Genomic DNA, 4,932 nt, shown 5'->3' on the forward strand with positions numbered 1-4,932 from the left:
GTGCGCTTCATTGCATCGTCCTTGCAATTGATAACCCATTGGGATCATTAGCAAGTCGCACTTCATTTCTAGAACCCACCCCAGCTACATCCATTGTAGCGGCCAGGTTGAAATGTCCGCGCCGCAAGGTGCGGATGTTTCTATCAGACAAGGGCGCTTCCATGCTCGCGTCGCAAAATAAGCGCGTTGAGGAACATGAGGCCAAAGTGGAAGATAACTACGGCAACGAGGACGCTCAGCGTCTGAAAATCATGTTGGAAAGCTTCATTAAGCAAATCGTTTGATCCAAAGAGGCGCGCCGCTTCCGGTGGACACGTCCTTGCCGCTCGGGGCTCAGGACCGCAGGGCGGCAGAGACCTGGCGCGCTGTTTCCTCCTGGTCGCCGAGTTGCCGACGAAATCGACCAGGACGACGTGGCTCGTCCGATAGCCAACGATTAAGCCAACGGAGAAGGCGCCTTCCGGGTTAAGAAGAAGCGGCGTCGGCGGCGGACCTACCCGGCCGCGCTGTTGTCCTTGTCTGTTTCAGTTGGCTGGTCGTTCTCCACGAGCGATGAGCTTCCGCTGACGACGGCGGCTCAGTGTTTCAATATCGAAACACAAGGTGGGCAAGTTTCGAATCTTGAGGTCGAGAGCAGTAGCCTTAAGTTTTGATCACGAAGCAACGGGGATCAAAACGATGACCAACCATTCGATAACGACGATACCGGCGGAGTTGCCCATCCCGGCGGACGACCCCACTAGGACGCTTACCGTCGTGTATCCCGACGATCCGGCGGCCGCCCACATCTCCCAGGCGGGCAACGTCTACACGATCCTGATCTCAGGCGAGCAGACCGAGGGGCGCTACTGCCTCATCGACATGCTGGTACCGGATGGCGGCGGTCCCCCACCGCATCGTCACGATTTCGAGGAGATGTTCACACTGCTTGAAGGCGAGTTGGAATTTACCTTCCGTGGCCAGACGCAGACACTACGTGCTCCGGCCTCGGTAAATATCCCTGCCAACGCACCACATCGTTTTGCCAATCGATCGGGAAAACCAGCCCATATGCTGTGCATGTGTACGCCAGCCGGGCAGGAAGAGTTCTTCCTCGCTATCGCCGATCGCATACCCGATCGCCAGTCACCTGCACCAGCGCCCGACGCGACCGGGCAGGAGGAGAAGAAGGCATATGCGGAGAAGCTCGCTCCCAAATACCGAACTGAGTTTCTGCCGCGGCAATAGGCTCAAGCAACTCCCTCCGGCGATTTAGCCGCAAGTCACTGAGCGTCCGTAATCGGCGTGACCAGTTTGGTCGCCGATGCCTCGTGCGCGCAATAGAAAGACAGAACCATGACAACCCACCTCACTGAATTAAGCGGATTCGGCTCAGTCTCGGGAGTGCCAAAGCTTCCCGACGGCTTCCGAGAAGTGTTCCGAAGCTACCGCGTCGAAGCAAATGGCATTGGCCTGCATGCCGTAATCGGCGGGCAGGGGCCAGCCCTCCTGCTGCTGGGCGGCTGGCCGGAGAACTGGTTCGCTTGGCGGTATCTGATGCTTCCGCTGAGCCGCGACTTCACTGTGATCGCGGTTGACCCGCGCGGGGTGGGACTTTCCGAAAAGCCCGCCGGCGGCTACGATGCCGACACGCTTGTCGCCGACATGTTTGGCCTGATGGATACCATCGGCCACCAGAAGTTTTCGATGGTCGGCCACGACGTTGGCCTGTGGGTCGGGTACGCAATGGCCGCCGATCGACCTGAGCGTATCGAGCGCATCGCGCTTGGTGAAGCAATCATTCCCGGTCTCTCGCCGTCGCCGCCGCTCCTCAGCGACGATCGCTGGCTGAGTGATTTCTTGTGGCACTTCAACTTCAACCGCGCGCTCGTCGTGAACGAACGATTGGTCGAGGGCCGTGAAGACCTGTACTTCGGCTATCAGTTTGACACCAAGGCTGGATCGGCCGCGGGCTTCCCTGCCTATGGCAAGGAATTCTACATCGAAACACTGCGTCGCGTTCCGGGTGCTCTGAAGGCGAGCTTCGACTACTACAGGGCGATTGACCAATCCATCCCGCAGTACCGTCGACGCAAGGAGCGCAAGATCGCGGTTCCAATCCTTGCGTTCTCCGGTGCGCTTGCATGCGGCGAGATGGTGGCAGATGAGCTGCGGACCGTCGCGGTCGACGTGGATTCCGTCGTCATTCCGGAATGCGGGCATTACCCTGCCGAAGAGCAGCCTGTGGCGCTACTGGAGGCCTTGCAGCGCTTCCTGCGGCCGTAGGACCCCAGAGTACTAAAGCGATTGGCTGTGAGGAGCGACCTCTGCGGCCAATCGTTGTCTTTCGGCAAACGCCTCCGTGAACTCAGCGACGATCGCCTTGATCAGACGACCCGTAATCCGGTCCTTCTGCCACAGCGCGGTCATCTCGACGGGCGAGGGTCGCCATTCCGGCAAGACCCGGACCAGCTCGCCAGCAGCGAGCGCGCGATCGATCATGAAGTCCGGAAGGTTGGCGACCCCTAACCCGGAGATGGCGGCCTCGATCAGAATGGTCTGGCGATTGGCGGCAAAACCGATCTTCGGATGAACCTTCGCCACCTGCCCATGATCGCTTCTCAGCTCCCACTCGACCAGATCTCGCCGGATAGCCAATGCTGAGACAGCATTCAGATCCGATGGCGCCTTGACCTCTGGATGGGCCGCGACGAACGCCGGGCTGGCGACAATCGTTCTCGGCAATGAAGCTATCTTCTTGAACATCAGGCCTGAATCTGCCACGCCCCCCATCCGGACAACCAGGTCGTAGCCTTCCTCGATCAGCGATACGCGGCGGTCGCCAAGCGTCATGTCTATGACAACGTCCGGATACCGCTGCCTGAATCCAATCAGGATCGGCGCGAGCACCTCGGTTGCCAGATCCGGCGGCAGCGAGAGCTTGACGGTACCAGACAGAGCGACCTTATCGTCTTGGATGGTCGACACCGCCTGCTCGGCAATAAGGAACGCATCGCGACTGCTGTCGAAGAGCTGCTGACCTTGGTCAGTCAGCACGATGCCCTTCTTGGTTCGCCGTACGAGGCGGATGTTCAATGTGACTTCCAGTGCCGTCAGGCGACGCGATAACGTCGCCTTGGAAATGCCCGTCGAGCGTTCCGCAGCGGCTAGGCCGCCCGCTTCCGCGATGCGAATGAACAGCGCAAGGCCGTCGAAATCTCCAAATGTCTTCATGTTTCATAAATGGAACATAACCTCGGCAATTTTCAAGTCTCCCCGGTATGTCGTTCCAAGATTATCTTCATTGACGAGCGATGACGCTCTTTTGTTGAAGGAGATCACATCATGTCCAAGCTGTTCACCCCTGAGAATTCCGCGCTGCTCCTGATCGACCACCAGGTCGGCACCATGCAGTTGATCAAGAACATCGACGTGGCGCAGGCCAAGCGCATGTCGCTGGCACTTGCTAAGGCCGCCAGCATTCTCGGCATCCCGACGGTGCTGACGTCCAGCCAGGAAGAGCGTCTGCAGGGTCCGCTTCTGCCCGAGTTGCAGGAAATCCTGCCTGACGCATTCGAGAAGCGTGTCAAGCGCGAAGGCATCGTCAATGCCTGGACCGATACCAACTTCAAGACGGCCGTTGAAGCAACCGGTCGCAAGAACCTGATCATGGCGGGCGTAACGACCGACGTATGCCTGGTATTCCCGGCTATCGACGCTGTCGGCGAAGGCTACAACGTCCAGGCCGTCATGGACGCTTCCGGCTCGCCATACGAGCTTTCCGAAGACATGTCGCGCCGTCGCATGCAGGACGCAGGCGTCATCCTGACCGCGACCAACACCATGATCGCCGAACTCGCCCAGAACTGGGGTTCCGAGAACGGCCAGAAGCTCATCCAGTTGCTCTTCACTGAAGTCCTGCCACCGATCTCGGCTTGAGGAAGACACGCTAGAAAGGAAACGATAATGTCCGCCGAAGTCAGACCCATCCAAGGTAAAGTCCTGGTGCCGACCAGCAGCCACATGTTGCGCTCGCACGGTCCCTTCCAAGTGCGCCGCATCCGTCCGGGCGTGGCACTAAGGCAGCCCAACGATCCCGGCTTCGGCGGACTCGGGACAATCGACCACGCGAAACTGGAGCCTGGTGTCGTCGTTCGGATGCACGAGCATCGCAACGACGAGATCATCAGCTACATGCGCGCAGGGAACATGAAGCACACCGACTCGACCGGGCGCAGCGAAGTGCTTTCCTCTGATCGCCTGATGGTGATGAACGCGGGGCGTGGTTTTTCTCACGAGGAGGAAACGGTCGGAGACCAGCAGATTGAAATGCTGCAAATCTTCGTTCGTCCCAACGTCGCCGAGCTTGATGCATGGGTCCAGTTCGTTGACCTCGATGCGTCAGAACGCGACGGGAAATGGCGGCTGCTCACGGGTCCGGTTGGATCGGCGGCACCCACGACGGTTCGTCAGGCTGTCTACCTCTACGACGCGCACCTGCCCGCGGGGGCGTCTATCGATCTTCCGAAGCAAGGCGGCTTCGACCGCTGGTTCTACGTGTTCAATGGCGAGGCGATCGTCGGCGACCAGGTTCTTCGGAAGTATGACGCCCTCATGATCTCGGACCAGGCCGCCACCTCCGTCACCGCCGTGCAGGACACGGATGTCGTCGTCTTCCTCGTTGACCGCAAGAACAGGTTCTCCCGCACCGGAACAATGAGCGGCTAACATCGACTGCTCCATTTCTGGAGCAGTCACTTCCAAAATTGCCCGCTTAAATCCACGATCGAGCGCGGCCATCTCTTGTAAGACCACCGGATCACAAGTGAGGAGTTTCATCATGTCCAAAGGAACAGCCGTTGTAACAGGCGGAGCAGCAGGCATCGGCCAGGCTTATGCCCTCCGTCTCGCACAGGACGGCTTCGACATCGCGGTCGCCGACGTCGGCGACGC

Annotated in this window: 6 protein-coding genes and 1 pseudogene; 6 read left to right on the forward strand and 1 reads right to left on the reverse strand. The window is 59.3% G+C overall.

Going from position 1 to position 4,932, the window contains the following annotated elements; genetic code table 11:
• From AAAB35_RS13990 to AAAB35_RS14000, 3 genes and pseudogenes are all read left to right on the forward strand, one after another.
• Nucleotides 1–284 (forward strand): annotated as a pseudogene (locus AAAB35_RS13990) (hypothetical protein); the annotation flags it as partial.
• A gap of 394 nt (nt 285–678) precedes the next feature.
• Nucleotides 679–1,227: a cupin domain-containing protein gene (locus AAAB35_RS13995; RefSeq protein WP_340651863.1), complete on the forward strand. Its 549-nt coding sequence runs from the start codon at nt 679–681 to the stop codon at nt 1,225–1,227.
• 108 nt (nt 1,228–1,335) lie between these two features.
• Entirely contained in the window at nt 1,336–2,265 is a 930-nt protein-coding gene (locus AAAB35_RS14000) for an alpha/beta hydrolase (RefSeq protein ID WP_112668226.1), read from the forward strand.
• A 12-nt stretch (nt 2,266–2,277) separates the two neighbouring features.
• Here the strand turns inward: AAAB35_RS14000 and AAAB35_RS14005 are convergent, their stop codons facing one another.
• Nucleotides 2,278–3,213, reverse strand: a complete 936-nt coding sequence (locus AAAB35_RS14005) for a LysR family transcriptional regulator (RefSeq protein WP_112645426.1) — start codon at nt 3,211–3,213, stop codon at nt 2,278–2,280.
• A gap of 111 nt (nt 3,214–3,324) precedes the next feature.
• Here AAAB35_RS14005 and AAAB35_RS14010 point away from each other — a divergent pair, with 111 nt between their 5' ends.
• From AAAB35_RS14010 to AAAB35_RS14020, 3 genes are all read left to right on the forward strand, one after another.
• Nucleotides 3,325–3,918: an isochorismatase family protein gene (locus tag AAAB35_RS14010; protein ID WP_112824596.1), complete on the forward strand. Its 594-nt coding sequence runs from the start codon at nt 3,325–3,327 to the stop codon at nt 3,916–3,918.
• Nucleotides 3,919–3,945: 27 nt separating this feature from the next.
• On the forward strand, nt 3,946–4,707 hold the full coding sequence (locus tag AAAB35_RS14015) for a pirin family protein (RefSeq protein ID WP_112645430.1): 762 nt from the start codon (nt 3,946–3,948) through the stop codon (nt 4,705–4,707).
• A 112-nt stretch (nt 4,708–4,819) separates the two neighbouring features.
• The coding region (locus tag AAAB35_RS14020; protein WP_340668897.1) for an SDR family NAD(P)-dependent oxidoreductase at nt 4,820–4,932 on the forward strand (113 nt) is incomplete at its 3' end.

It is taken from the genome of Phyllobacterium sp. (assembly GCF_037994425.1).
GTDB lineage: Bacteria > Pseudomonadota > Alphaproteobacteria > Rhizobiales > Rhizobiaceae > Phyllobacterium.

Coding starts and splice junctions, on each gene's coding strand:
- AAAB35_RS14010 (WP_112824596.1), top strand. CDS start 3,325: ATGTCCAAGCTGTTCACCCCTGAGAATTCCGCGCTGCTCCTGATCGAC.
- AAAB35_RS14005 (WP_112645426.1), bottom strand. CDS start 3,213: ATGAAGACATTTGGAGATTTCGACGGCCTTGCGCTGTTCATTCGCATC.
- AAAB35_RS14015 (WP_112645430.1), top strand. CDS start 3,946: ATGTCCGCCGAAGTCAGACCCATCCAAGGTAAAGTCCTGGTGCCGACC.
- AAAB35_RS14000 (WP_112668226.1), top strand. CDS start 1,336: ATGACAACCCACCTCACTGAATTAAGCGGATTCGGCTCAGTCTCGGGA.
- AAAB35_RS13995 (WP_340651863.1), top strand. CDS start 679: ATGACCAACCATTCGATAACGACGATACCGGCGGAGTTGCCCATCCCG.